Genomic DNA, 21,642 nt, shown 5'->3' with positions numbered 1-21,642 from the left:
CCCGTACTGCGATCCGTACCGCCGTCCCCGCCGTCGTTCCTACTCCTCCACGAGGAGCTTCTCGCGCAGCTGGGCCAGGGTGCGGGCCAGCAGGCGCGAGACGTGCATCTGCGAGATGCCGACCTCCTGCGCGATCTGCGACTGGGTCATGTTGCCGAAGAAGCGCAGCAGCAGGATCCGCTTCTCCCGCGGGGGCAGTCCCTCCAGGAGCGGCTTGAGCGACTCGCGGTACTCGACCCCTTCCAGGGCCTCGTCCTCGGCGCCCAGGGTGTCCGCCACCGCCGGCGACTCGTCGTCGGTGTCGGGAACGTCGAGGGAGAGCGTGCTGTAGGCATTGGCCGATTCCAGCCCCTCCAGCACCTCCTCCTCGGAGATCCCGAGCCGTTCGGCGAGCTCGTGGACGGTGGGGGAGCGGCCGTGCTGCTGGGACAGTTCGGCGGTGGCCGTGGTCAGCGAGAGCCGCAGCTCCTGCAGGCGCCGCGGCACGCGCACGGCCCAGCCCTTGTCGCGGAAGTGCCGTTTGATCTCGCCGACGACGGTGGGTGTCGCGTACGTGGAGAACTCCACCCCGCGGTCCGGGTCGAAGCGGTCCACCGATTTGATCAGACCGATGGTGGCGACCTGGGTCAGGTCGTCCAACGGCTCACCGCGGTTGCGGAACCGCCGGGCGAGGTGCTCGACCAGCGGCAGGTGCATCCGCACGAGCCGGTTGCGCAGCTCCGCCTTCTCCACCGAGCCGTCGGGCAGCGCCCGCAGCTCGATGAACAGGGCCCGCGCGCCGCTGCGGTCGCGCGGATCGGGCAGCACCGGGGGCACCGGCAGCACCGGCGGACCCGCCTCCACCTGTGCCCCCACCGGTTCCGGTTCCGTGTCCGGGGCCGTGGCAGCGGACCCGGGTGGCTGTGAAACGTGTGGTTCTTCGTGCTGGTTCTCGCTCATAGGGCCCGCCCGTCGCTCCGCCGAGTCCAAAAAGCCGTCTTCCGCATCCGCGTCAGCCGGGTGCGGCCGGGCGTGCTGCTGCTCCGGGACGCCGCCGTCGACCTCGTGCCGTACCCGGGGCCGATCCCCGCCCCGCACCGGGATCTCCCCGCCGTTCACGCCGGGCCTGGACCCGCGCCGCGCTGTTTGTAGAGGCTGATGCTCACCGTCCGGTCCTCCTCGACCGTGGACTCGACCTTGCCGGCCAGCGCCGACAGGACGGTCCAGGCGAACGTGTCGCGTTCGGGCGCACGTCCGTCCGTGGTCGGTGCGGAGACCGTCACCTCCAGCGAGTCGTCGACCAACCGGAACACGCAGCTGAGGACGGAGCCCGGCACGGCCTGTTGGAGCAGGATCGCGCAGGCCTCGTCCACCGCGATGCGGAGGTCCTCGATCTCGTCGAGGGTGAAGTCCAAACGTGCGGCGAGACCGGCCGTGGCCGTTCGCAGCACCGACAGGTAGGCACCCGCAGCGGGCAGCCGGACTTCCACGAAGTCCTGGGTCCCGGGCTCGCCTGCGATCTGGGACACCCTCACCTCCAAGGTGGTACGAGCTCTGTTCGCCGGTGACGCTATCGCGATCCGGGCGATCGTGTCGCGGCACCCCTCATGGCGCCCGTTTCAGGCACCCCCGCCTACGGCCAGTGACTGATGGTATGCCCTTGGGTACGCACAGTGGCTAGGGGTCTGCGGGCTCAAATCAGGGGAACCGGCGGAGGGTTGACCTACCCCGCCTCAGACGATCGAACCGTCGACATAACACCACCGCCAGGTCTCTCCCGGCTCGAAGCTCCGCATGACCGGATGGCCGGTGCTCTGGTGGTGCGCGGTGGCGTGCCGGTGCGGCGAGGAATCGCAGCATGCCACGTACCCGCACTCCAGGCACATGCGCAACTGCACCGGATGACTGCCGAGGGCAAGACATTCAGAGCATGTCAGGGCAGAGGGGACGGGCTCGGGGCGCGGCAGTTCGGGAACGTGGGTGCACTCGCTCATGATGGCCAGCGTACTGACGTACGGGCGCCGCAGGACGACATGGCGATCAGCCACGACGAGCGAGGGTGGATCTTTCGATGGAGGTATTGCCGCTGGTGGCGCTGGTGGCGGGCAGCGCGGTCGTGGCCGGGGCCGCCCGCTGGACGCGGGTGTCCGCGCCCCTGCTGCTGGTCGCCGCCGGTCTGATGGCCTCGTACGTCCCGGGCGTGCCCTCGTACGCCCTCGACCCGCACATCGTGCTGCCGCTGCTGCTCCCGCCGCTGCTGTACACGGCCGCGGTGGACAGCTCGTACCTGGACCTGCGCGCGAACATGCGGCCCGTGGCGATGCTGTCGGTCGGGTACGTGCTCTTCGCGACGGTCGCCGTCGGGTACGTGGCGTACCTGGCGGTGCCGGGGCTGACGCTGCCGGTGGCGCTGGTGCTGGGCGCGGTGATCGCGCCGCCCGACGCCGTCGCGGCGACGGCGATCGCCCGCAAGCTGGGGCTGCCGAACCGGATCACGACCATCCTCCAGGGCGAGTCCCTGGTCAACGACGCGACCGCGATCACCGCGTACAAGGTGGCGCTGGCGGCGGCGGTCGGGGTGAGCGCTGGCTGGGCGGGCGGCATCGCGGAGTTCCTGCTCGCCTCGGTGGGCGGCGTGGGCGTGGGCCTGGTGCTGATGGTCCCGATCCACCACCTGCGCAAGCGGCTGCGGGAGCCGTTGCTGCAGAACACGCTGTCGCTGCTGATCCCGTTCGTGGCGTACGCGGCGGCCGAGCGCGTGCACGCCTCGGGCGTGCTCGCGGTGGTCGTGGTCGCCCTCTACCTCGGGCACCGGAACTGGCAGGTCGACTTCGCGACCCGGCTCCAGGAGGAGGCGGTGTGGCGGATGATCGCCTTCATCCTGGAGTCGGTGGTCTTCGCGCTGATCGGCCTCCAGCTGCCCGTCGTGCTGAAGGGGCTCGGGGAGTACGAGGGCTGGCACGCGGCCACGTACGCGCTGGTGGTGTTCGTGGCGGTGGTGGTGGCCCGCTTCGTGTGGGTGTTCCCGGCGACCTTCCTGCCGCGGCTGTCGGAGCGGATCCGCGAGCGGGAACCGGACACCAACTGGAAGTCGCCGGTGATCGTGGGCTGGGCCGGGATGCGGGGGGTGGTCTCGCTGGCGATCGCGTTCTCGGTGCCGATCAGCGTGCCGCACCGCAACCTGATCCTCTTCCTGACCTTCACGACGGTGATCGGCACGCTGGTGGTGCAGGGGCTGACGCTGCCGCCGCTGATCCGGCTGCTGCGGCTGCCGCAGCGGGACGTGCAGGCGGAGACGCTGGCCGAGGCCCAGGCCCAGAGCGAGGCCTCGCGCGCGGCGGAGGACCGGCTGGCGGAGCTGCTGGCGGAGCCGGAGAACGCGCTGGCGCCGCCGCTGGCGGAACGGCTGCGCACGGTCATGGAGCGGCGGCGCAACGCGGTCTGGGAGCGGCTGGGGGAGGTCAACGCGGTCACCGGCGAATCGGCGGACGACGTCTACCGGCGCTTGGCGCGGGAGATGATCGCCTCCGAACGGGAGGTCTTCGTGACCCTCCGCGACCAGCGCCGCATCGACGACGAAATGCTCCGGAGCCTGCTGCGCAGACTGGACCTGGAGGAGGCGGCGGCGTACCGCGAGGACGTGGCCTGACTCCCCCGGGCGGGGGAGCGGGACGGGCCCGTGGAGGGACGCGCGCGGCACGGCGCCGGCGCCAGGCTCGGGCCATGACGCTGATGGAAGCGACGGACGTGATGGCCGTCGGCTGCCTGGCCGCGGCTGCGGTGGTGGGCCTGCCCGCGTGGCTCCGGGGGCGGCGGGGCATGCTGTGGCTCGCCTGCGGGCTGTCCGCCGCGGCGGGATGCACGCTGCTGATGGACGTGATCGGGCTGCTGTTCGGGCAGGGGGTGGACAGCCCGCCCGGGGCGGTGGTGCACGCGCTGGGCCTGGCGGGGGCCGTGCTGCTCGCCGCCGCGGCGAGCCGGGGACGGGCGGCCAAGGCCCAGGGGCCGCCGGGGCGCTGGATCGCGTACGTCGGCGTGCTGAGCTTCCTGCCGTACGTCGCGATGAAGCTCAACTGGGCGCTGGGCGGGTCGTTCGCGGGGATCGACGGGGCGGAGGTGCTGGAGGCCTCCGAGCGCAACGGGGCGTCGGGGCTGTGGCTCGCCCTGGAGCGGTGGGGGCTGGACGGGACGGTCCTGCTGGCCCTCGCCGGGATCCTGCTCCTGTTCTGCCTGATCCGGCCGTGGGGGCTGCGCCTGCCGCGGTGGCTGCCGCTGACCGCGGCGCTGATCGGCGTGGGCACGCTGGTGCCGTACGGCCTGCTGGGACTCGCGTACCTGGTGCCGGCCCAACTGGGCGCGGTGCCGCTGCGGCAGGGGGACTTCCCCTCCCGGGGCGACGTCCTGGCGGTGGCGTGGACCGGCTACGCGGCCTTCGCGGGGTACGGCCTGGCCCTCTTGGCGGCCACCCGCTGGTATTGGCGCCGCACGTCACCGCTCAGGGGCGGCCGGTGACGACGGCGGTCACGGCCGTGCCCGCCGGGAAGGCCCCCGACTCCGTGAGCGCCGCCAGGGCCCACAGCAGCTTGGCCACGTAGATCCGCTCGACGGCGAATCCGTGCCGGTCCTCGAAATCGGCGGCGAAGGCCTCCAGCCGCGCGGGCACCCGTGCGTACCCGCCGTGGTGGAAACCCTCGGCCAGGCTCCACGCCCCGGCCGGCCCCCCGAACGCCGCCTCCTGGAGGGAACGTATCTCCGCCCCCAGGAACTCACCCGCCAGTACGGGAACCCCCAGCGCCCGCTGCCCCGGGCCCAGCCCCGCCGCCAGCCCGGCCAGCGTGCCGCCCGTACCGCACGCCACCGCGACCACGTCCGACGCGCCCCGCAGTTCGCGACCGAGCTCGGCGCAGCCCTCCAGCGCGAGCGCATTGCTCCCGCCTTCGGGGACGAGGTAGGAGGACCCCGCCCCGGCGTCCGCCAGCAGCCGCGCCCGCTCCCGCGGCTCGGCCTTGCGCCGGTACTCCGAACGCGTGACGAAGCACAGCCGCATCCCGTCCGCCGCACACCGCGCGAGGCGATCGTTGAGCGGCCGGTCCGCGAGCTCCTCGCCCCGGACGATGCCCACGGTCTCCATCCCCAGCAGCCGCCCGGCCGCCGCGGTGGCCCGCAGATGGTTCGAGTACGCCCCGCCGAAGGTCACGACCCCGGGGAAGCCCCCCTCGGCGGCGGCCCGCAGGTTCGGCGTCAGCTTGCGCCACTTGTTCCCGGGAGGGTACAGGTCCACTGGTCCAAGTACGTCTGTGTCCCACGGGATGGTGCTGTGGATCAGGTCGTCCCGCTTCAGCAGCAGCCGCACGCCGTGCCGCTCGAACCGCTCGTCGTGGATCTCCTGCAACGGGGACGGCGGGCGCGGCTGCAAGAGCACGTCAAGGTTCGCGGGGCGGTTCACCCGTCCATTGTGGGGCGCTTCCGCCCTCGCCGTCGCACGTCAGAGCCCCGCCCACACGATTCGGGTCGTGTGAGCGGGGCCGAAGCCGACGCGCTGGACTGCCTTGCTCGCCGTCGTCCAGCGGGCCGGGGTCTACGTCTCGCGGGTGACGCGCGCGTGATCGGTGAACACCCGCCGGAAGAGGTCGTGCCCCGTCCGCCCGGCGTGCCGGAGCGCCCAGTCCTGCGCGTCCGCCTGTTCGTCGAGAGCGCCGGATTCGGCTCCACAGCCGTCGGCGACGCAGAACGCCTCGTAGGTCACCCCGCCTTCGGGGGCGTGTCGGATGGTGTGGGGGACGTAGCGCAGCACGGCGCGGGTCATCGAATCACCTCTCCGTGCGGGTGCTGGCGGATCTCTACGTTGCAGTCCACGACGCCCGAGAGGTCCCGGCGCCGGTAGCACTCAGTGCGCTGAGCGACCAGCGCGCTGCACACGTCGCAGTCCGGGTCCGCCGGATCGGGGTCGGGTACTCGGAACGGATCACGCTGTTCGACCTGCTGCCACAGTCCCCGCACCATTCCGATTCCCCTTTACCGTCCACTGGTGTCGCGATCGTCGCGCTGGTGATCAGGACGGGGGAACCTCGTACGTTCGGCACTTGGGGACGTCCCACAGCCTGTAGAACGTCCCCATGCAGAACGAGCGGTTAAGGGCTGTCATGGCATCCGGCGGCTGGACTCATGCCTCATTGGCCAGCGTGACCGGCGTGGACCCGAAGAGCGTGGAACGCTGGGTCAACCTCGGGCGCACCCCAAGGCGGGCAACCGCGCTGAAGGCGGCGGAGACGTTGGGCGAGGACATTCACGCCCTGTGGCCGGCGCTCCGGCAAGCACGGGCAGCGCGGGCCGTCAGTCCGGAACTGGTCACTCTGTACGACCAGCGGGCAGACCTTCCCGTATCCGTGTTCGTGGATCTCCTAGCGGCAGCGCGCGAGCGCATCGACGTCCTGGTCTACGCGGCGGTGTTCCTGCACGAGGCGTATCCCCGGCTGAACGATCTCCTGCGGGAGCGTGCTGCCGACGGGTGCGCGGTACGCATCGCAGTCGGCGACGCGGACAGCGAGAACGTCCAGCAGCGAGGACTGGAAGAGAAGTTCGGGCATGGCATCGAATCCCGCTGTCGCCTCGCTCTCTTGCACTATCGGCCGTTGGCGAGCGTGCCCGGCATCGAGCTTCGGACACACGGCACGACGCTCTACAACAGCTTGTACCGGGCTGATGACCAGGTGTTGGTCAATGCCCATGTCTGGGGTGTGAACGCGTACGGTGCGCCCGTGTGGCACCTTCGCCGCCACGAGTCCGGCGGCATGTTCGACACCTACGCGGACAGCTTCAATGCCGTGTGGGAGACAGCGCGTCCTGTGGAGGCATGACCGGATGGCCCGGACCGAGTACTACGACGATCCCCATGCGCCGGAGCCGAACAGCATGGTGGTGGCCGCATCGGCGGTGGTCACCGACGGCGACGGCCGGATCCTGTTGCAACGGCGGACGGACAACGACCTGTGGGCGCTGCCCGGCGGAGGGATGGACCTGGGCGACTCGCTGCCCGGCACGGCCGTCCGCGAGGTCAAGGAGGAGACCGGGCTCGACGTGGAGATTACGGGACTGGTCGGCACGTACACGGACCCTCGGCACATCATCGAGTACAGCGATGGCGAGGTCAGGCGACAGTTCAACGTCTGCTTCACAGCCCGCATCACGGGCGGAGAACTGGCCCTCTCCGACGAGAGCACGGAACTGCGGTTCGTGGCACCGGCGGACCTAGACGCACTGCCGATGCACCACACCCAACGCCTGCGCCTCCAACACTTCTTGGAGCGTCGTCCCGCGCCATACCTCGGCTAACGATGCGCTGACAGCCACTTGGCAGGGGTTCAGGGGCCCTTACGGGGGCCGTTCTCGGGTGGCGTGGTGCACGTTGTTGCTGGCCAGACTGCAGATGTCAGCCCCAAAACGGGCCTACACCCAGCCCGCGTACTTCGTGCTGTGGCCGGGATCGCCAGCAGGCGTCCGCCCTCAACTTTCGAAGCGCCCTACCGCCTCCGTGCGGTGTTGCGGTGGTTCTAGGGCACTTTTCGTATTGCTTATAGGTTTCCATATGCATTCCAAAAAGCGCGAAGAATCACCGCAACACCGCACCTCACGCTGCTGAGGGCGTCACGCCGCCTCGCTCAGTGCCCGGTACAGCGTCGCGCGGGACACCCCGAGAGCTTTTGCAATGGCTCTGACGCTCTCACCCTTGTCCTTACGGGCCTTGGCCGCAGCAAGCTTGTCCGCGTCCATCACGGATGGACGACCGCCCACGCGCCCCTGAGCCCTGGCAGCGTCCAGACCGGACCGGGTCCGGTCCTTGATCAGGCTGCGCTCAAACTCCGCCATGGCGCCCACCACCTGAAGCATGAGCCGCCCGTCCGGGGTGTTCGGGTCGATGCTGGCCATCGCCCCCGTCAGCACCTTGAAGCCGATCCCACGGGCAGCGAGGGAGTCCACCAGAGTCACGAGGTCAGCTTCCACACCAGGAGGTGACGGACCTCTCCGGCGACCACGGCGGCAATCGCCTTGTCGAACTTCTCGCGCGTGACGCCGGCCTTGAAGGCCGAAGCCTCGTCCGTCCAGACCTCTCGAACGGTCAGACCCTCCCGCTGTGCCCGCTCCCGGAGGTCGCGTTCGTGCGCCTTCAAGGTGTCCTTGTTGTCCTGCAAGGTGCTGCGGCGCAGGTAGAGGTCACACAACTTGGCCGGGTCGGTCGCTATGCCCATGAGAGTCACCCTAGGTTGGGGTGATCACGGGCCAAACCGATTATTTCTGCTGGTCAGGCCCGCAAACACCAGTGGGTTTACTCTCGGGCAGCTCGGGGTGGACCAGATCGTCCCGCTTCAGCAGCAAGCGGACGCCGTGCTGATCGAACCTCTCGTCCTCGACCTCCACCAGCGGCGAGGCCGGCCGGGGCCGGAGGAGGGCGTCGAGGGCGGGGGAGAGGTTCACCCGCCCATTGTCCGCCGCGCGCCGCCGGCCGGGAGGCGCAGGTGGATGTGGGGGACCGTCGCGCCGTCGAGGGTGTAGCGGTCGGACTCGGTGAAGCCGTGGGACAGGGCGAAGCGGAGGCCGTCCTCGTTGGAGGCCAGGACGATCGTCTCGATCGTGTCGGGGGCCGGGACGAGGGCGCGGGCCTCGGCGAGGCCGTGGGTGTAGAGCGCGGTGCCGAAGCCCTGCCCGCGGTGGGCGGGCAGGATCCGGGCGATCACGGTCGCGACGGTCGGGGCTTCGGCCGTGGGCCGGCGCACCGTCGTGCAGCCGACGACCACACCGCCGAGGTAGGCGACGTCGAGGAGGTGGCGTCCGGCCCGCTCGCGCACCTCGTCGGGGGTGAGGGCGTCCGGGGGGACGATCAGGTTGTGGACGTGGCGCCAGTCCCGGAGGGAGGTTTCGGCCGCCACCCGTTCGATTCGGAGATCATCGGTCATCGGGTCAGGGAAGTCGGTGGACCTTCCCGGCGTCAACCTCCTTCACTTGAGGCGTTCCTTCACCCGGGCGCGGAAGGCGTCCATCGTGAAGCCCTTCGGGTCGATCTTGCCGGGCTGCCACTCCAGGTGGCCGATCACCGAGCGCTCGGTCCAGCCGTGCACCCGGCACAGGGCCGCCGCCGCGCGGGCCATGGCGTCCAGCTGGACCTCCGGCCAGGGGTCGTGGCCGTCGCCGAGGTTCTCGCACTCGAAGCCGTAGAAGTGCCGGTTGCCGTCGGTGTCCGCGTGGCGGTCCGGGGGGAGCCGCTTCTCCGCGATCACCGCCGCCAGGACGTCGGAGTCGCCCGCCCCGGCGTGGTTGGCGCGGCCGTAGCCGACCAGGTGGACCCGGCCGTCCTTGGTGATCACGCCGTGGCAGAGCGGGCCGGGGAGGGCCGAGTCGCCGTCGCGGCACAGCTCCACGGTGAACTTCGTGCCGTGCGTGACGGTGTGGTGGATCATCACCCCGTTCACGGGGCCCCACGGGCCCTTGTGGTTGCGGTTGTGGGTGCGCCAGGCGCCGACCTCGACGACGGTCAGACCCTCGTTCCGCAGTGCGCCGATGAACCGGTCCGCGGACATGGGTGCGGACATGGCCGCCTCCTCTCCGGATGCGCGGCGGTCACCTTGTGTGTCCACCTCGTTGCTCTCCGGTGTAGTGGAGGCGGTCCCTCCGGGCTAGTGCATTCGTACAGCGAGCGAGCCGATCCGGACACTCGTCCCGACCGGCCCACCCGTCACGGGAGTTGCGCGGGGGCCGGCCGGGGGCGGTTACGCGGGGGCCGGGCCGGAGGCCTCGGCCGAGGCCAGCCACAGGTCCGGGCCGAACACCTCGTAGTGGATGTCCGCGGCCGGGACGCCCTTGGCGAGCAGCTGCGCGCGCACGGACCGCATGAAGGGGAGCGGCCCGCACAGGTACGCCGTCGTGCCCGGGGCCACCGTCACGTCCGCCAGGTCGAGGCGGCCCTCGCCGTCGCCCGGCTCGGCGGCGGCCTCGTACCAGAAGCGGGCCGAGGCGTCGGCGAGCTTGTGGGTCAGGGCCCGGTGGTCGGCCCGCAGCGCGTGGTCGGCGGGGGAGCGGTCGGCGTGCAGGACGGTCACGGGGGCGGTGTGACCGGTGTCGGCGAGGTGCTCCAGCATCGACAGCATCGGGGTGCAGCCGATCCCGGCCGAGGCGAGCAGCACCGGCGCGGCGGAGTCCCGCAGGACGAGGTCGCCGTACGGGGCCGAGACCCGCAGGGTGTCGCCGGTGGCGATCCGGGCGTGCAGGTGGTTCGAGACCTCGCCGTCGGGGCCCTCGCCGCGGACCCGCTTGACGGTGATCGAGCGGACCGGGGAGCCGGGTGCGCCGCAGAGGCTGTACTGGCGTATCTGCCGGGCCCCGTCGGCCAGTTCCACCTGGACCGAGACGTACTGGCCGGGCTTGGAGGCGGGGGCCGGGGCGTCGTCGGCCGGGGCCAGGTGGAAGGTGGTGCAGTCCGCGGTCTCCTCGACGCGCGCGGCGACCGTCCAGGTGCGCCAGACGTCGCCGGCCAGGACCTGCTGCCCGGCGTAGAGCCGCTCCTCAAGGGCGATCAGGGCGCCCGCCATCAGCCAGTAGACCTCGTCCCAGGCCTCGGCCACCTCCGGGGTGACGGCCTCGCCGAGGATCTCGGCGATCGCCGCGAAGAGGTGCCGGTGGACCACGGGGTACTGCTCGCGCGTGACGCCGAGCGAAGCGTGCTTGTGCGCGATGCGCCCCAGCATCACGTCGGGGCGGGTGTCCGGGTGGGTGACGAGGTGGGTCGCGAAGGCGGCGATGGAGCCGGCGAGCGCCTGCTTCTGGAGGCCGGCGTTCTGGTTGCCGCGGTTGAACAGGTCCCGCAGCAGCTCCGGGTGGGCCTCGAACAGCTTCGTGTAGAAGAGGTCCGCGATGTCGCCGATGGCCGCGCCGACGGCGGGCAGGGTGGCGCGTACGGTCTCGGTCGACTTCTCGGACAGCATGGGGGCTCCTCTTCGCGTTCACATCGTCTAATAGGTATTTGGGATGCTTATTTTTGGGCGCAGGCCCGCCCGGGTACACCCGTTCGGGCCGTTGATGTCAGGTGGCGGGAACCGGCCAGTCGGCAGGACGGTCGGCGGGCCGGTCGGTCGAGCGGCCCCGCCGCTCAGGTGCCCGGGGTCCGACCCGGCGGCCCGCCCGAGATGCCCAGCAGCAGCGGGCCGGTCGGCGCCGCGACGAGGTCGTTCACCGTCAGCGGGTCCAGTGCGGCGAAGAACGCCTCCTGGGCCCGGCGCAGCGCGCCCCGCAGGACGCAGGCCCCGCGCAGCGGGCAGGGGGTGGTCCCCTCGCAGTCCACGACGTCGCCCGCGCCCTCCAGTTCGCGCACCACCCCGCCCACCGGGGCGGCCCGCCCGGCGGCGGTCAGGGCGAGCCCGCCGCCGCGGCCGCGCCGCGCCTCGACCAGGCCGAGGTGCTGGAGCCGGGCGACCACCTTCGCCGTGTGCGTGTACGGCACCTCCATGGTCGCCGCCACGTCGCGCGTGGTCGGGAGGTCCGCGTCCGCGACGGCGAGGCGCATCAGGACGCGCAGCGCCAGGTCGGTGAATCGGGTCAGCCGCATGCCGTCACCCTAGAAAACTCGCATCCGAGATGCAAGTTATTGCCGGCCCGGCGGCCCGGCGGCCCGGCGGCCCGTGCCCGCCCCGGACCGCCGGTTGGCTGGAACCGGCGGGTGGGAGGGGGCTCGCGTGCACGAGGTGAACTCCAAAGGGTGCCCACACCCGGACGGAGTAGTCCCACCCTTTTGTGTAATGGTCTCACCACGTTCCGTACTGGAAGGCTGCATCCCGCAGATCCGTGGAGTGATCGAAAGGGATACACATGTCGGTCCAGGCAGGTTCCGAATCCGAGGCCCAGACACCGCAGAGGAGTCTTGCGACCGCGGCCGCGCGGAACTTGGCAACCACGACCAAGTCCGCACCGCAGATGCAGGAGATCACCTCCCGGTGGCTCCTGAAGATGCTCCCGTGGGTGTCCGTCCAGGGCGGCACGTACCGGGTCAACCGGCGGCTGAGCTACTCGGTCGGCGACGGACGCGTGGAGTTCATCAAGACCGGGACCCAGGTCCAGGTCATCCCGGCCGAACTCGGCGAACTCCCGCTGCTGCGCACCTACGAGGACCTGGACGTGCTCACCGAGCTCGCCCAGCGGTGCCGGCAGGTCGACTTCGAGGCCGGCCAGGAGCTGACCTCCTTCGGCAGCGCCTCCGACAACGTGTTCCTGCTGGCGCACGGCCGCATCGAGCAGATCGGCCCCGGCCCGTACGGCGACGACGCCGTCCTGCGGACCGTCGCCGACGGCGCCTACTTCGGCGAGGACTCCCTCGTCGACGAGGAGGCGATCTGGGAGTACACCGCCCGCGCCGTCACCTCCGGCACCGCGCTCGTCCTGTCCCGCCAGGACTTCCGGCTGCTCGCCGACCGCGTCGACTCGCTGCGCGCGCACGTGGAGGCCCAGCGCTCCCTGCCGTCCCAGCGCTCCAACCAGTACGGCGAGGCCGCCATCGACCTCTCCGCCGGCCACCACGGCGAGGCCGTCCTGCCCGGCACCTTCGTGGACTACGAGGCCAGGCCGCGCGAGTACGAGCTCTCCATTGCACAAACGGTCCTGCGGGTGCACACGCGCGTCGCCGACCTCTACAACCAGCCGATGAACCAGACCGAGCAGCAGTTGCGGCTCACGGTCGAGGCGCTGCGCGAGCGCCAGGAGCACGAGATGCTCAACAACCCGGAGTTCGGTCTGCTCCACAACGCCGACTACGACCAGCGCATCCAGCCGCACGACGGCGGGCCCAGCCCCGACGACATGGACCAGCTGCTCAGCATGCGGCGCGGCTCCGACATGTTCCTCGCCCACCCCAAGGCCATCGCCGCCTTCGGCCGCGAGTGCAACAAGCGCGGACTGGTCCCGGAGACGATCGACGTCGGCGGCACCCGGATGACGACCTGGCGGGGCGTCCCGATCTTCCCGTGCAACAAGATCCCGATCAGCGACGCCCGGACGACGTCCATCCTGTGCATGCGCACCGGCGAGGACCAGTCCGGCGTCATCGGCCTCCACCAGCCGGGCATCCCGGACGAGATCGAGCCGAGCATGTCCGTGCGCTTCATGGGTATCAGCGAGCAGGCGATCATCTCGTACCTGGTCACCGCGTACTTCTCGGCGGCGGTACTGGTGCCGGACGCCCTCGGCATCCTGGAGAACGTCGAGATCGCCCGCTGGCGCTGAGGGGCCGGCCGAGGGGGACCACCGGGGATCGGGGATCGGGGACACGCCATGGGCACCACTGAGGCGATCACGACCGGCGAGGGGCACGAGGCCGCGGCCCTGCTGGAGCGGACAAGAGAAACGGTCAACCCGGAGCTGCGCCGTACGGTCGAGGGCCTGCCCGGCTCGATGCGGCGCGTGGCGATGTACCACTTCGGCTGGGAGCAGGCGGACGGCACCCCGGCCGCCGGCAACGCGGGCAAGGCCATCCGGCCCGCCCTCGTGCTCGCCGCGGCCCGGGCCCTGCTGGGCGGCCGGGACGAGAAGGAGGCCGAGGGCGTCGTACGGGCGGCGACGGCCGTGGAGCTGGCGCACAACTTCACGCTGCTGCACGACGACGTCATCGACAAGGACACCAAGCGCCGGGGCCGGCCCACCGCCTGGACCGTGTTCGGGATACCGGACGCGATCATCACCGGCGACGCGATGATGGCGCTCGCGGTGCGGTTGCTGGCACAGGATCCGCACCCCGCCTCGGCGGCGGCCTCGGCGCGGCTCTCGGCCTGTGTCATCGAGCTGTGCGCCGGCCAGCAGGCGGACTGCGCGTTCGAGCAGCGCCAATGCGTCTCCCTCGACGAGTGCCTGACCATGGCGACGGCCAAGACCGGGGCCCTGCTGGGCTGCGCCTGCGCGCTCGGCGCGCTCTACGCGGGCGCCGGGCCGGACGAGGTCGACGCGATGGACGCGTTCGGGCGGGAGGCCGGCCTGGCCTTCCAGCTGATCGACGACCTGATCGGCATCTGGGGGGACCCGGGGCACACCGGCAAGCCCGCCGGGGCGGACCTGATCGCCCGCAAGAAGTCCCTCCCGGTCGTGGCCGCCCTCACCTCGGGCACCTCGGCCGGTGAGGAGCTGGCGGCCCTGTACGCCGGCCCGATGACCGGGGACGACGTGCGCAGGGCCGCCGAGGCGGTGGACCGGGCCGGCGGGCGCGACTGGGCGCAGGCCCATGCCGCGGACCGGATGGGCCGGGCGGTGCAGCTGCTGTCCCGGGCGGTGCCGGACCTGGGGGCGGCCGGCGGGCTGCTGGCGCTGGCGGAGTTCGTGACGCGGCGTACGAGGTGAGTGCGTACGCGGTGGGGGTGCACGCGCAGGACCCGTAGCGAGCGGGGGCGCTCGTACCCGAGACGCAAGCCCTGTTCCGGCACCACACGGTGCCGGAACAGGGCTTTCCGCCGTTGGGGCCCAACTCTAGGATCGCTCGCGGCAGTTGAAACGCGAGCGAAGGGTGTGACCAGTGGCGCTGGAGATACGTCAGGCGGATCAGTCGGACCGGGACGCGGTGGCGCGCCTGCTCGACGTGGCCTTCCGCACCGACCCGGTGAGCGGCTGGGTCTTCCCCGACCCGGAGCACCGGGCGGCGGTCCACGGCAGGTTCCTGGGCGTGTTCGTCGACGTGGCGCTGGCCGAGGGCCGGATCGACTACGCGGCGGACGGTTCGGCGGCCGCGCTGTGGCTGCGGGTCCCGGCGGGGGATCCGGAGGCGGAAGCCGCCGAGGACGACGTCCCGGCGAGGATGCGGGAGGCCGCCGACCCGGACAACGAGCGGTGCGAGCTGGTCGGCCGGCTGACCGGCGAGGTCCACCCGACCGCCGAGGAGCACGAGTACCTGCTGATGATCGCGGTGGCCCCGGACCGCCAGGGCGAGGGGCTCGGCACGGAGCTGATGCGTCCGGTGCTGGAGCGCTGCGACCGCGAAGGCGTGCCGGCGTACCTGGAGGCGAGCAGCGAGCGCAGCAAGGAGCTGTACGAGCGGCTCGGCTGGGAGCTCACGGGCGAGGTGGTGCGGCTCCCGGAGGGGCCGCCGATGTGGCCGATGTGGCGCAAGCCGCAGGGGGCGGCGACGACGACGGCGTAGAGGGTCCCGGGTGACCACTCCAATCGCCGTACTTCGACTTCCGCGCCCTCGGCGGCGGCCGGGCCGTCGCCCCGTGCGACGTCGAGCGCCGAAACCCGCCGAACGCACGGAACCGGCCTACCGTGGAGGTATGGCCGGTGAACAGCACCAACAGCACCAACAGCAGGATCGGCACCACCGGGAGCCGCATCCGCATCCGCACGACACGATCGCCCCGCAGGCCGGGCACGAGCAGCACACGTGCCCGGTCTGCGGGCGCCCCGTCGACACCGTCGTACGGAGGCGCAAGGCGCTCGGGATCTTCATCCCGGAGTGGGTGCCGGGTCCCTGCAAGAACCCGGACTGCCCGGAGTACGTGGCCGAGGTCGGGAAGCTCCCGGAGCTCTAGCCACCACCCCTACCGCCGGTGGCGCTTCAGCCCTTCGTGCCGAGGCCCGAGGCGGCCAGGCCGTTGACCCACAGCTGGTTCACGCGCGAGCGCTCCGCGCTGTTCGGGTAGGGGTTCTGGCAGGAGGTGCCGGGGCCGCCGCCCGACATCAGCTCGGAGCAGGGGCCCGAGTAGTGGTCCGGCAGGCCGAGCACGTGTCCGGTCTCGTGCGCGGTCACCCGGGTGGAGTTGTACTGCTGGTTCTGCCGGTAGTCGAGGAAGATGTAGCCCCGGCCGTGGCCGTCCGTGCTCGCGTACGAACCGCGCGAGTCGTTGCCCTCGTAGTACGAGAAGTTCCCGCCGGAGGAGACCTCCTGGAGCTTCACGTTCGAGACCGAGCTGTTCCATATCTGGGTGGAGCTGGCTATCTGGCTGCGGAAGCTGGGCGCGTTGCGCGTGTTGTACGTGACGGTCACCGCGAGGACGCCCGGGTTCGCGGCGCGCTGCTCGGCGACCGAGCGCTGCACGGCCTCGAAGAAGGCGCGGTTCGCGTCCTGGTTCTCCTGCGAGCGCTCGTACGCCGCGTAGCCCGCGGAGTTGTCGACGGGCGCGGGGGCGGCGCTGGCGGTGGGGACGACGCCGAGCGCGGCTGCGAAGCCGAGGCCGATGGTGGCGGCCAGGACGGCCTTTCGGGAGGTACGGGAGTGGCGCATGTGGGGGGCTCCTACTCATCCGGTGCGGGGGGTGGGTCGTTCGGTACCGGAGTCTGCGGGAGCCGAGGCGGCCGGCGGATGATGTCAGCCACCGATAGCGCCGCCCTATCGGGAAGATTTCGGAAGGTCAACTTCCATGAGAATGGCGGGATTCGATGGGGTATCAGTGGCTGGTGCGCTCTGATGTGACCGGCCTACTCTCGGGACATGGAGCTTGAGGTGAGGCACCTGCGCGCACTGTGCGCCATTGCCGACGCCGGCAGTCTGCACAAAGCCGCGCGGCAGCTCGGCGTGAGCCAGCCCTCCCTGACGACCCAGCTGCGGCGCATCGAACGGGCCCTGGACGGCGAGCTGTTCCTGCGCGAGCGCACCGGCTGCCGGCCCACCCCGTTCGGCCGCACCGTCCTCGGCCGGGCCCGGCCGCTGCTGGACGAGATGGCCGCGCTCGTCGCCGAGGCCAGGGCGATGGCGCGCGGGCCGCGGCTGAACATCGGCTCCACCGCCAGCCGCGCGATACCGGGGTGGCTGCGCCGGATCCACCGCAGGATGCCGGAAACCGAGACCTCGCTGGTGGTGGACGTCTCGGCCAACGCCCTGCTGCGGATGGTGGCTTCGGGCCAACTGGACGTCGCGTTCGTCCACGAGGTGGAGGGCAGTCCGCTGCGGGTGCCCGCCGGGCTGGAGCTGCGGGTCCTGATGGAGCGGGAGCCGCAGTTCGTGTCGATGTCCCGGGACCATCCGGCGGCGCGCCGGCCGGTGGTCGAGTTACAGGACCTGGCGGCCGACCGGTGGACGGTCGACCCCTCCGTGGACGGCGAATGGGACGGCCTGCGGCGGTTGTTCGCCGGGGCCGGGCTGGACCCGCCCGTCCTGCACGCCGATTACCACACCGCGACCTCGCTGATCGTCTCCGGCGAGGCGGTGGCCCCCTGCCAGCCGACGTCGGGGCCGCGCGACGACATGGCGATCCGCCCGCTGTCCGGCGACCCGCTGGCGGTCCGGCTGCTGCTGGCCACCCGCCCGGGCGCGCACGCCGAGGTCTTCGGGGACCTCCGCGCCGCCTACCGCGAAGCAGCCCTGCGCACGCCCCCGTACCGCGCCTGGCTCCACCACCACGAAAGCCCCCTCCTGGCGGCGTGACATCGCGCCGCGTCACCCCCTCGCCCGTTCCGGACGAGGGGCACCGACGGCTGCCCCGGGGCCGGCGGGGCCGGCGGCGGGCTCCGGAGCGGGGAAGAGGCTTGACTTCGGGCAACCGCGATATATCGTGTTCTCCAGAGACGCGATATGTTGCGTGCCGTGCCCGTACGCCGAGGAGGCTCAAGCACCATGGCAGAGCAGAAGACGTGGTCGATCGCCGAACCGCAGAAGCTCACCTTCGAGGAGCCGGTGACCGAGCTCCGCGTCCGTGTCGTCGGCGGCACGGTGAACGTCGTCGCCGACGAGGGTCCGGCCCGGCTGGAGGTGGCCGCCCTCGACGGGCCGCCGCTGTACGTCGTGCAGGACGGCGGCACCCTCACCGTCTCCTACGAGGACCTCCCCTGGAACGGCGCCCAGGGCTTCAAGGAGTGGCTTGAGGCCAAGCCCTGGAAGTCCTGGTCCCGCACGGGTCTCGGCCGCAAGGCCTGGGAGCGCAGCGCCACCGTGACCCTGACCGTTCCCGCCGCCACCCGTGTGCAGCTCGCGGCCGTCAGCGCCGCGGCGGTCGTCTCCGGCATCGCCGCCGACACCGACGTCCACGGGGTCTCCGGCGACGTCACGCTGGTCGGCCTGTCCGGCAAGGTCGGTGCGAACACCGTGTCCGGCGGGGTCGAGGCCCAGTCCCTCACCGGAAAGCTCGGCTTCCACTCCGTCTCCGGCGGCCTGACCGTCGTCGACGGCGCCGGCGGCAGCGTACGGGCCGACTCGGTCAGCGGCGACATGCTCGTCGACCTCGCCCCCGATCCGGCCGCCCCGCGGCCGGTGGACATCTCCCTGAACTCCGTTTCCGGGCAGGTGGCGATCCGCCTCCCGCACCCGGCCGACGCCCGGGTGGAGGCCAACACCACCACCGGCAGCCTCTCCAACGCCTTCGAGGACCTGGTCGTCTCCGGCAACTTCGCCGCCAAGCACATCACCGGCACCCTCGGCTCCGGCTCCGGCACGCTGCGGGCCACCACCGTGTCGGGTTCCATCGCCCTGCTGCGCCGCCCGGCCGCCGACGCCGCCACCGACGAAGGCTCCGCCGCCCCGCTCGTGCTCGACAAGAAGGTGCTCTGACATGCCGCCCGTCTTCGCCCACGGCCGCCTCCGCCTCTACCTGCTGAAGCTGCTGGACGAGGCGCCGCGGCACGGGTACGAGGTGATCCGCCTGCTGGAGGAGCGCTTCCAGGGCCTCTACGCACCCTCCGCGGGCACGGTGTACCCCCGGCTGGCCAAGCTGGAGGCCGAGGGGCTGGTCACGTACGCCACCGAAGGCGGGCGCAAGGTGTACTCCATCACCGAGGCGGGCCGCGCCGAACTGGCCGACCGCGGCGGTGAACTCGCCGATCTGGAGCTGGAGATCCGCGACTCGGTCTCCGAGCTGGCAGCCGAGATCCGGGACGACGTACGGGGCGCCGCCGGCGCCCTGCGGCGCGAGATGCGGGCCGCGGCCTCGGCCTCGGCGACCCCGGTCGAGGACGCGTCCTGGGCGGCGGCCAAGGAGGAGCTGCGCAAGGCGAAGCAGGAGTGGAAGGAGCAGGCGCGCCGGGCGAAGGACGAGAGCCGCAGGGCCCGCGAGGAGGCCCAGCAGGCCCGCCGCCAGGCGAAGGAGGCGCAGGAGCGGGCGCGCGAGGAGGTCATGCGGATCGCGAGCCAGTTCCAGGAGCAGTTCGCGAAGTCCGGCGGGATGCTGGGCAATCTGGCCGGCAGCTGGCTCGCGGGCGCCGGCGCCGGCGCCGGTACGAACTCCGCCACCGGGGCCGGCAAGGACACCGCGGCCGGCAAGGACGCCACGGCCGGCGCCACCCCCTCGGCCCCCGCCGACCCGCACTGGGCCGAGGACCTCGCCGCCACCGGCGACCCGGCGCGCGACCTGGACCGGCTGCTGGACCGCTTCCGCGACGACGTGCGCGACGCGGCCCGTGACCACGGGGTCACCCCGGCCAAGCTGGCCGAGGCCCGCGCCCACCTCGCGGCGGCCGCGGACCGCCTCGCCGGGACGCTCGGGCCCCGCCGGTAGCCCTCGCGATACGTCGCGAGTTCTCAGGCCGCCAGGGCCGCCTCCGCCGCCGCGTACGTGACGCCGTGGTCCGCCAGGACCTCGGCGGCCGTGCCCGGGAGCGAGAGCAGGGCCAGCAGCAGGTGCAGGGCGGCGATGTGGCCGTCGTGGCGGCCCAGCGAGATGCGCAGGGACTTCTCCAGGGTCTTCTTCGACCCCTGGGCGAAGGGGACGTGCCGGCTCACCGGCTCCGCGCGGCCCAGCGCCGAGCGGAGCGAGGAGCCCAGGGTCCGCCGCCGCGGGGCAGCGGAGGCCAGTACGCCCTCGCCGTGGGCCTCCTCGACCCGGGAGACGATCGCGGTCAGGTCGATGCCGAGGCCCGCGAGGGCCTCCTCGTCCGCCCGGGACATGCCGCCCCGGCGGCGGGCCGCGGCGAGGTCGGCCGCCATCGCGGCGCGGTCCACGCCCAGCGGGTCCAACGCTCCCCGGCCCAGCAGTGCGAGCAGCAGGTGCTCCTCGGTGACGGTTGCGGCCCCTGTCCGCCGGGCCTCGGCCACGGCGGCCACCACGGTGTCCCGGGCGTCCTGCGTGAAGCGCTCGAACATCAGACCCTCCCGTGCTTCTTGTGTACGGCCTGGCGGCTGACGCCCAGCTCGGCCGCGATTTCCTGCCAGGACCACCCCTGCGCACGGGCGCTGCGTACCTGTACGGCCTCCAGCTGCTCCAGCAGCCTGCGCAGGGCCGCCACGGCACGCAGGCCCACGCGCGGATCGCGGTCACCGGCCCGCTCGGCGAGATCGGTCGCTTCTGTCATGCCTGTCAATGTAGGTTGACGGGCATGGGTGCGTCAACCTCTGTTGACAGGCGACGTCTGGACCGTCAGGACGATCTTTCCGAACAGGTCGCCCGCCTCCAGCTTCTCGAAGCCCTCCCGCGCCCGGTCCAGCGGCAGGATCTCGTCGATCACCGGCCGCACCCCGGTCGCCGCGCAGAACGCGAGCAGGTCCTCCAGCTCGTCCTTCGACCCCATCGTCGAACCGACCACCTTGAGCTCCAGGAAGAAGATCCGCGTCAGCTCGGCGTGCGCCGGCCGGTCCCCGCTGGTGGCGCCCGAGATGACGAGGGTGCCGCCGGGGCGCAGCGATTTGACCGAGTGCGACCAGGTGGCGGCGCCGACCGTCTCGATCACCGCGTCCACCCGCTGCGGGAGCCGCGCGCCGGGCTCGTAGGCCTCCACCGCGCCCAGCTCCACCGCCCGCTTGCGCTTGGCCTCGTCCCTGCTGGTGGCGAAGACCCGCAGGCCCGCCGCCTTGCCGAGGACGATCGCGGCGGTGGCGACGCCGCCGCCCGCACCCTGCACCAGCACCGAGTCTCCGGGGCGCACGCCCGCGTTGGTGAACAGCATCCGGTACGCCGTCAGCCAGGCCGTCGGCAGGCAGGCGGCCTCCTCGAACGACAGCTCGGCGGGCTTGCGCAGGACGTTCCAGGCGGGGACGGTCACCTGTTCGGCGAAGGTGCCCTGGTACCGCTCGGTCAGGATCGAGCGCGGCTCCTCGGGGCCGACGCCGTGGCCGCTCTGGCCGATCACGGAGTGCAGGACGACCTCGTTGCCGTCCTGGTCGGTGCCGGCGGCGTCGCAGCCGAGGATCATCGGGAGTTTGTCCTCGCCGAGGCCGACCCCGCGCAGCGACCACAGGTCGTGGTGGTTGAGGGAGGCGGCCCTGACGTTCACGGTCACCCAGCCGGGGCGGGTCTCGGGGGCGGGGCGCTCGCCCAGCACGAGGCCGCTCAGCGGCTGGTCACGGTCGATTCGGGCGGCGTATGCAGCGAACATGCCGCGACGCTACCGCTCGGTAGCGCCTCGGGCCAGACCCGCCGGGGCCGTGGCGGTGAGGCTTTCGTCGCACGTCGCCCGTACGGATCGGTGGCCCCGGGCGGGAACCGCACGGGGGCCTTCCGGCGTCCGTATCAGACCGTCCGGTAGTCGAACGGAATCTTTCGTTGCCCGCTCAACTAACCCTGCGACGTGCGGTCTTGTGTCACCTGGAGGCGGAAGTGGAACGTCAGGAACAAGCCTCGGGGGGCGGTAATATTCACGCCATGCCGCCCGGCTCGCCATGAGCCTGCCACCTTGTGGCCGCACTCTCATTGACGGAGCGTCAGCTCCATGGAGGCGCTGGGGCGGAGCATCCCCTCCCGGCTCGGGGGTGGGGAGGGTGTGCCCGACAAAAAGAGGGGCCCGGCC

25 protein-coding genes and 2 pseudogenes are annotated in these 21,642 nt (G+C 71.9%); 11 read left to right on the top strand and 16 right to left on the bottom strand.

Annotation, left to right across the window (positions count from 1 at the left end):
- Positions 1–39: 39 nt before the first annotated feature.
- The 3 genes from AB0M92_RS00400 to AB0M92_RS00390 all read right to left on the bottom strand — a co-directional run bounded on the left by AB0M92_RS00400 (position 40) and on the right by AB0M92_RS00390 (position 1,973).
- On the bottom strand, positions 40–1,098 hold the full coding sequence (locus AB0M92_RS00400; RefSeq protein WP_366099880.1) for an RNA polymerase sigma factor SigF: 1,059 nt from the start codon (positions 1,096–1,098) through the stop codon (positions 40–42).
- Positions 1,095–1,508 (bottom strand): anti-sigma regulatory factor, encoded by a 414-nt coding sequence (locus tag AB0M92_RS00395; protein WP_030153599.1) that lies wholly within the window; start codon positions 1,506–1,508, stop codon positions 1,095–1,097. The genes AB0M92_RS00400 and AB0M92_RS00395 overlap by 4 nt, the downstream gene beginning before the upstream one ends.
- A 204-nt stretch (positions 1,509–1,712) precedes the next feature.
- A complete protein-coding gene (locus AB0M92_RS00390; protein WP_366099878.1) occupies positions 1,713–1,973 on the bottom strand; it encodes a UBP-type zinc finger domain-containing protein in 261 nt (86 codons plus the stop codon).
- 77 nt (positions 1,974–2,050) lie between these two features.
- Here AB0M92_RS00390 and AB0M92_RS00385 point away from each other — a divergent pair, with 77 nt between their 5' ends.
- On the top strand, positions 2,051–3,628 hold the full coding sequence (locus AB0M92_RS00385) for a Na+/H+ antiporter (protein WP_366099877.1): 1,578 nt from the start codon (positions 2,051–2,053) through the stop codon (positions 3,626–3,628).
- Positions 3,629–3,702: 74 nt separating this feature from the next.
- Complete coding sequence (locus AB0M92_RS00380) at positions 3,703–4,491, top strand: hypothetical protein (RefSeq protein ID WP_366099876.1); 789 nt, start codon at positions 3,703–3,705, stop codon at positions 4,489–4,491.
- Here the strand turns inward: AB0M92_RS00380 and AB0M92_RS00375 are convergent.
- On the bottom strand, positions 4,475–5,425 hold the full coding sequence (locus AB0M92_RS00375) for a pyridoxal-phosphate dependent enzyme (protein ID WP_366099875.1): 951 nt from the start codon (positions 5,423–5,425) through the stop codon (positions 4,475–4,477). The two genes, AB0M92_RS00380 and AB0M92_RS00375, sit on opposite strands and share 17 nt — an antisense overlap.
- Positions 5,426–5,557: 132 nt before the next feature.
- A complete protein-coding gene (locus AB0M92_RS00370; RefSeq protein ID WP_366099874.1) occupies positions 5,558–5,785 on the bottom strand; it encodes a hypothetical protein in 228 nt (75 codons plus the stop codon).
- A 310-nt stretch (positions 5,786–6,095) separates the two neighbouring features.
- On the opposite strand from AB0M92_RS00370, the gene AB0M92_RS00365 reads away from it, so the two are divergent.
- Positions 6,096–6,836, top strand: a complete 741-nt coding sequence (locus AB0M92_RS00365) for a helix-turn-helix transcriptional regulator (protein ID WP_366099873.1) — start codon at positions 6,096–6,098, stop codon at positions 6,834–6,836.
- Positions 6,837–6,840: 4 nt separating this feature from the next.
- Positions 6,841–7,311, top strand: coding sequence for an NUDIX domain-containing protein (locus tag AB0M92_RS00360; RefSeq protein WP_366099872.1), 471 nt, complete (start codon positions 6,841–6,843; stop codon positions 7,309–7,311).
- 312 nt (positions 7,312–7,623) lie between these two features.
- Here AB0M92_RS00360 and AB0M92_RS00355 read toward each other — a convergent pair whose 3' ends face one another.
- The 7 genes and pseudogenes from AB0M92_RS00355 to AB0M92_RS00325 all read right to left on the bottom strand — a co-directional run bounded on the left by AB0M92_RS00355 (position 7,624) and on the right by AB0M92_RS00325 (position 11,572).
- Entirely contained in the window at positions 7,624–7,845 is a 222-nt protein-coding gene (locus tag AB0M92_RS00355) for a helix-turn-helix domain-containing protein (RefSeq protein WP_366100315.1), read from the bottom strand.
- Positions 7,831–8,225, bottom strand: a pseudogene (locus tag AB0M92_RS00350) (recombinase family protein); the annotation flags it as partial. The gene AB0M92_RS00355 and the pseudogene AB0M92_RS00350, both read right to left, overlap by 15 nt.
- Positions 8,226–8,301: 76 nt before the next feature.
- Positions 8,302–8,451: pseudogene (locus AB0M92_RS00345) on the bottom strand (1-aminocyclopropane-1-carboxylate deaminase); the annotation flags it as partial.
- Positions 8,448–8,930, bottom strand: coding sequence for a GNAT family N-acetyltransferase (locus AB0M92_RS00340; protein WP_366099871.1), 483 nt, complete (start codon positions 8,928–8,930; stop codon positions 8,448–8,450). The pseudogene AB0M92_RS00345 and the gene AB0M92_RS00340, both read right to left, overlap by 4 nt.
- A 42-nt stretch (positions 8,931–8,972) precedes the next feature.
- Positions 8,973–9,563, bottom strand: coding sequence for an N-acetylmuramoyl-L-alanine amidase (locus AB0M92_RS00335; RefSeq protein ID WP_366099870.1), 591 nt, complete (start codon positions 9,561–9,563; stop codon positions 8,973–8,975).
- 177 nt (positions 9,564–9,740) lie between these two features.
- The gene (locus AB0M92_RS00330) at positions 9,741–10,952 is read right to left on the bottom strand and encodes a globin domain-containing protein (RefSeq protein WP_366099869.1); all 1,212 of its coding nucleotides are present in this window, start codon (positions 10,950–10,952) and stop codon (positions 9,741–9,743) included.
- A 164-nt stretch (positions 10,953–11,116) separates the two neighbouring features.
- Positions 11,117–11,572 carry an Rrf2 family transcriptional regulator gene (locus tag AB0M92_RS00325; protein WP_366099867.1) on the bottom strand — a complete coding sequence of 152 codons (456 nt, stop codon included), beginning with the start codon at positions 11,570–11,572 and terminating at the stop codon, positions 11,117–11,119.
- A gap of 260 nt (positions 11,573–11,832) precedes the next feature.
- On the opposite strand from AB0M92_RS00325, the gene AB0M92_RS00320 reads away from it, so the two are divergent.
- The 4 genes from AB0M92_RS00320 to AB0M92_RS00305 all read left to right on the top strand — a co-directional run bounded on the left by AB0M92_RS00320 (position 11,833) and on the right by AB0M92_RS00305 (position 15,524).
- Complete coding sequence (locus tag AB0M92_RS00320; RefSeq protein ID WP_366099866.1) at positions 11,833–13,239, top strand: family 2B encapsulin nanocompartment shell protein; 1,407 nt, start codon at positions 11,833–11,835, stop codon at positions 13,237–13,239.
- Between the two features lie 48 nt (positions 13,240–13,287).
- Positions 13,288–14,343: a family 2 encapsulin nanocompartment cargo protein polyprenyl transferase gene (locus tag AB0M92_RS00315; protein WP_366099865.1), complete on the top strand. Its 1,056-nt coding sequence runs from the start codon at positions 13,288–13,290 to the stop codon at positions 14,341–14,343.
- Positions 14,344–14,515: 172 nt separating this feature from the next.
- Positions 14,516–15,136, top strand: coding sequence for a GNAT family N-acetyltransferase (locus AB0M92_RS00310; protein ID WP_366099864.1), 621 nt, complete (start codon positions 14,516–14,518; stop codon positions 15,134–15,136).
- 130 nt (positions 15,137–15,266) lie between these two features.
- Complete coding sequence (locus tag AB0M92_RS00305) at positions 15,267–15,524, top strand: hypothetical protein (RefSeq protein WP_366099863.1); 258 nt, start codon at positions 15,267–15,269, stop codon at positions 15,522–15,524.
- A gap of 26 nt (positions 15,525–15,550) precedes the next feature.
- On the opposite strand, the gene snpA is transcribed toward AB0M92_RS00305, so the two are convergent.
- Complete coding sequence (gene snpA, locus AB0M92_RS00300; RefSeq protein WP_366099862.1) at positions 15,551–16,216, bottom strand: snapalysin; 666 nt, start codon at positions 16,214–16,216, stop codon at positions 15,551–15,553.
- A 207-nt stretch (positions 16,217–16,423) separates the two neighbouring features.
- On the opposite strand from snpA, the gene AB0M92_RS00295 reads away from it, so the two are divergent.
- From AB0M92_RS00295 to AB0M92_RS00285, 3 genes are all read left to right on the top strand, one after another.
- Positions 16,424–17,356: a LysR family transcriptional regulator gene (locus tag AB0M92_RS00295; RefSeq protein WP_366099861.1), complete on the top strand. Its 933-nt coding sequence runs from the start codon at positions 16,424–16,426 to the stop codon at positions 17,354–17,356.
- Between the two features lie 189 nt (positions 17,357–17,545).
- On the top strand, positions 17,546–18,475 hold the full coding sequence (locus AB0M92_RS00290) for a DUF4097 family beta strand repeat-containing protein (protein ID WP_366099860.1): 930 nt from the start codon (positions 17,546–17,548) through the stop codon (positions 18,473–18,475).
- A gap of 1 nt (position 18,476) precedes the next feature.
- Positions 18,477–19,418, top strand: coding sequence for a helix-turn-helix transcriptional regulator (locus AB0M92_RS00285; RefSeq protein WP_366099859.1), 942 nt, complete (start codon positions 18,477–18,479; stop codon positions 19,416–19,418).
- 23 nt (positions 19,419–19,441) lie between these two features.
- Here the strand turns inward: AB0M92_RS00285 and AB0M92_RS00280 are convergent, their stop codons facing one another.
- From AB0M92_RS00280 to AB0M92_RS00270, 3 genes are read right to left on the bottom strand one after another with little or no spacing between them, the layout of a single operon-like run.
- Entirely contained in the window at positions 19,442–20,002 is a 561-nt protein-coding gene (locus tag AB0M92_RS00280) for a Clp protease N-terminal domain-containing protein (protein ID WP_366099858.1), read from the bottom strand.
- Complete coding sequence (locus tag AB0M92_RS00275) at positions 20,002–20,211, bottom strand: helix-turn-helix domain-containing protein (RefSeq protein WP_008741547.1); 210 nt, start codon at positions 20,209–20,211, stop codon at positions 20,002–20,004. The genes AB0M92_RS00280 and AB0M92_RS00275 overlap by 1 nt, the downstream gene beginning before the upstream one ends.
- Positions 20,212–20,244: 33 nt before the next feature.
- Positions 20,245–21,231, bottom strand: a complete 987-nt coding sequence (locus AB0M92_RS00270) for a zinc-binding dehydrogenase (protein ID WP_366099857.1) — start codon at positions 21,229–21,231, stop codon at positions 20,245–20,247.
- Between the last annotated feature and the right edge of the window lie 411 nt (positions 21,232–21,642).

The organism is Streptomyces sp. NPDC051582, assembly GCF_040681715.1.
GTDB lineage: Bacteria > Actinomycetota > Actinomycetes > Streptomycetales > Streptomycetaceae > Streptomyces.
Note: the sequence above shows the minus strand (reverse complement) of the source record. Positions and strands in the feature narration are given on the sequence as shown.